We start from the raw sequence: 3,953 nt of genomic DNA on the forward strand, positions 1-3,953 counted from the left end.
AGACCAGGTAAACCCGGGTTCACTGATCCTGTCTGCTGAAATGATGCTGCGCCACATGGGCTGGACCGAAGCGGCGGATCTGATCATCAAGGGCACCAACGGCGCGATTTCCGCCAAGACCGTGACCTATGACTTCGAACGTTTGATGGACGGGGCAACGCTGTTGTCTTCGTCTGCGTTTGGTGATGCGCTCATTTCACACATGTAAGCGAATCGGCACTAAAAAAACCGCCTTCGGGCGGTTTTTTTCATGACTGGATGCTGATTGCGTCAGTTCGATACCGTCTCCTGCTTGATGGCGGGAGCGACAGGATCGCTCACTGACGGGGCTGCACCGATCTTCACGGCGTGCAATCCCTTGGGGCCTTGTACGATCTCGAAGCTGACGATTTGTCCAGCCTTGAGCGTTTTGTAACCATCCATCTCGATGGCCGAATAGTGGGCAAAGAAGTCGATCTCCTTGCCATCCTCGTCACGACCTTCTCTGGCGTCGGTGTTTATGAAACCGAATCCCTTGGCATTGTTGAACCATTTCACCTTGCCGACTGACATGCTCATATCCCTCTGCAACAGACTCCATCACTGGAGTATCATCCAGTACATCCACAGTCAGTCACTTTAAATAAAGTTGACTCTGCGGACCTTTTTTACCCACTGTGGGCTCTATTGGTTGTAACACCGTTTTTCCGATAGTCAAGGTGACCGGGCGGTCGGTGTTGAAATCGTCCATAGTCGCCCCCACCACTGTCTTAGCACAACTGACGAACCTTTCTTTCCATGCATGCAATCAGCCAGATTCGACTAACATTCAATCAGGATCGCCCGACTCTCCAGAAAGATCGCCCGGAGGAACACGACGACGATTCCGCAGGCATTGCTGTTCAGGAGGCGAAGCCTGCGTTACAGGCACCGCCGATGTACAAGGTGGTTTTGTTCAATGATGACTACACACCGATGGATTTCGTCGTCGAAGTGCTCGAGGTGTTTTTTAACCTGAATCGCGAGCTGGCGACCAAGGTCATGCTGGCCGTCCATACAGAAGGACGGGCAGTATGTGGAGTGTTTACCCGCGACATCGCCGAAACAAAGGCTATGCAGGTCAACCAGTACGCCAGGGAAAGCCAGCATCCGCTACTCTGTGAAATCGAGAAGGACGGTTAATCGCCGACCACTTGGGTATGAGGTGAAGCTATGTTAAACCGCGAGCTCGAAGTCACCCTCAATCTTGYCTTCAAGGAGGCCCGTTCGAAGCGTCATGAGTTCATGACCGTCGAGCACCTCCTGCTGGCCCTATTGGATAATGAGGCTGCCGCCACCGTTTTGCGTGCGTGCGGCGCAAACCTCGACAAACTCAAGCATGACCTGCAGGAGTTCATCGACTCCACCACGCCCTTGATCCCTCTTCATGACGAGGACCGCGAAACCCAGCCAACCCTGGGCTTCCAGCGTGTACTGCAGCGTGCTGTTTTTCACGTTCAGAGCTCGGGCAAGCGTGAAGTGACTGGCGCCAACGTACTGGTCGCCATTTTCAGTGAGCAAGAGAGTCAAGCGGTGTTCCTGCTGAAACAGCAGAGCGTTGCGCGCATTGATGTCGTCAACTACATCGCTCATGGCATTTCCAAAGTGCCTGGGCATGGCGATCACTCTGAAGGTGAGCAAGATATGCAGGACGACGAGGGCGGTGAGTCTTCTTCTTCAAGCAATCCTCTGGATGCTTATGCCAGTAACCTCAACGAACTCGCGCGCCAGGGTCGAATCGATCCGTTGGTAGGCCGTGAGCTGGAAGTCGAACGCGTTGCGCAGATTCTGGCGCGCCGTCGCAAAAACAATCCGCTGCTGGTGGGCGAGGCGGGCGTGGGTAAAACCGCGATTGCCGAAGGCCTGGCCAAACGCATTGTCGACAACCAGGTGCCGGACCTGCTGGCCAACAGCGTGGTGTACTCCCTCGACCTGGGTGCCTTGCTGGCCGGGACCAAATACCGTGGTGATTTTGAGAAGCGCTTCAAGGCGCTGCTCAATGAACTGAAAAAACGTCCGCAGGCGATCCTGTTCATCGACGAAATCCACACCATTATCGGTGCGGGTGCTGCGTCCGGTGGCGTCATGGATGCCTCGAACCTGCTCAAGCCGCTGCTGTCCTCCGGCGATATCCGTTGCATCGGTTCGACCACGTTTCAGGAATTTCGCGGGATCTTCGAGAAGGATCGTGCCTTGGCGCGACGCTTCCAGAAGGTCGATGTGTCGGAGCCTTCGGTGGAAGACACCATTGGCATCCTGCGCGGCTTGAAAGGTCGTTTCGAAGCTCACCACAACATCGAATACAGTGATGAAGCGCTGCGTGCGGCGGCTGAGCTGGCTTCGCGCTATATCAATGACCGGCATATGCCGGACAAGGCCATCGACGTCATCGACGAGGCGGGCGCCTATCAGCGTCTGCAGCCGATCGAGAAGCGTGTGAAACGCATCGAGGTGCCTCAAGTCGAGGACATCGTCGCGAAAATTGCGCGGATTCCGCCTAAGCACGTCACCAGTTCCGACAAAGAACTGCTGCGCAACCTTGAGCGTGACCTGAAGCTGACKGTRTTTGGYCAGGAYGCSGCSATCGAYTCGYTGTCGACSGCGATCAARCTGTCKCGTGCCGGCCTCAAGTCGCCTGACAAGCCTGTCGGTTCGTTCCTGTTCGCAGGGCCGACCGGTGTCGGTAAAACCGAGGCGGCGCGTCAGCTGGCCAAGGCGTTGGGGATCGAGCTGGTTCGYTTCGACATGTCCGARTACATGGAGCGCCACACCGTATCGCGTCTGATCGGTGCGCCTCCAGGCTACGTCGGGTTCGATCAGGGCGGCCTGCTCACCGAAGCTATCACCAAGCAGCCTCACTGCGTGCTGTTGCTCGATGAAATCGAGAAGGCGCATCCGGAAGTCTTCAACCTGCTGCTGCAGGTCATGGACCACGGTACGCTGACCGATAACAACGGGCGCAAGGCGGATTTCCGTAACGTGATTGTCATCATGACGACCAACGCCGGTGCCGAGACTGCAGCGCGTGCTTCGATCGGTTTCACCCATCAGGACCACTCGTCCGATGCGATGGAAGTGATCAAGAAGAGCTTCACGCCAGAGTTCCGCAACCGTCTGGACACCATTATCCAGTTTGGTCGCCTCAGCCATGAGGTCATCAAAAGCGTGGTGGACAAGTTCCTTACCGAGCTTCAGGCGCAGCTGGAAGACAAGCGCGTGCAGCTGGAGGTGACGGACGCGGCTCGCAGCTGGCTGGCGGCGGGTGGCTACGACTCGGCAATGGGCGCTCGTCCAATGGYGCGTTTGATCCAGGACAAGATCAAGCGTCCACTGGCCGAAGAGATCCTCTTTGGCGAACTGGCCGACCATGGCGGTGTGGTGCACATCGATCTTAAGGACGGCGAGCTGACCTTCGAGTTCGAGACCACGGCTGAAATGGCCTGACGGCTGTTGATCTGTTGTAAAGCGAAAGGCGCCTTCGGGCGCCTTTTTGTTGTCTGTTAGATTGGGTGTATATCCGTTGCTGCGGTAACGGCCGCTATTGGTTTCGCTCTTACAGCGAGTCCCTTTTGGCAAACGAACGCCCCAAAAGGAACCAAAAGGTCTCGCCCCGAGCGTCCGGCCCCTCGCTAAGGCTCGGCGTTCCTTCGCTCCGGTATCCATCCGGGGACACTGCCCTCCGGTCTGCTTCGCGACGACCTACATGCAGCGTGTTCGACTGCGTCGAACGGCGCTGTGCGCCACTCCCCGGATGCACACCTACACTCAGCCTCCCGAAGGGGCGGGCAGATCAAAATCAGCCGAGGCGGAATGATAGCCGACCTGTTATTGCGGGTGTGCGCGAACTTCTTTTAGGCGCTGGCGAAGCTGCGATCTTTTGATCTGGCTTTGGCTTTGGCTTTGGCTTTGGCTTTGGCTTTGGCTTTGGCTTTGGC

At 56.7% G+C, this 3,953-nt stretch carries 4 protein-coding genes; 3 read left to right on the plus strand and 1 reads right to left on the minus strand.

The window, feature by feature from the left end; all coding sequences use genetic code 11:
- On the plus strand, positions 1-208 hold a 208-nt coding region (locus AC1DRJ_RS20850; protein ID WP_477803804.1), incomplete at its 5' end, for an isocitrate/isopropylmalate family dehydrogenase.
- Between the two features lie 62 nt (positions 209-270).
- Here the strand turns inward: AC1DRJ_RS20850 and AC1DRJ_RS20855 are convergent.
- Positions 271-552: a cold shock domain-containing protein gene (locus AC1DRJ_RS20855; RefSeq protein WP_477803805.1), complete on the minus strand. Its 282-nt coding sequence runs from the start codon at positions 550-552 to the stop codon at positions 271-273.
- A gap of 225 nt (positions 553-777) precedes the next feature.
- On the opposite strand from AC1DRJ_RS20855, the gene clpS reads away from it, so the two are divergent.
- Both clpS and clpA read left to right on the plus strand, forming a co-directional pair.
- Complete coding sequence (clpS, locus tag AC1DRJ_RS20860) at positions 778-1,161, plus strand: ATP-dependent Clp protease adapter ClpS (RefSeq protein WP_020799529.1); 384 nt, start codon at positions 778-780, stop codon at positions 1,159-1,161.
- Positions 1,162-1,191: 30 nt separating this feature from the next.
- Positions 1,192-3,462, plus strand: coding sequence for an ATP-dependent Clp protease ATP-binding subunit ClpA (gene clpA / locus AC1DRJ_RS20865; protein ID WP_477803806.1), 2,271 nt, complete (start codon positions 1,192-1,194; stop codon positions 3,460-3,462).
- Positions 3,463-3,953: the final 491 nt, after the last annotated feature.

This window comes from Pseudomonas sp. P5_B2, assembly GCF_056400445.1.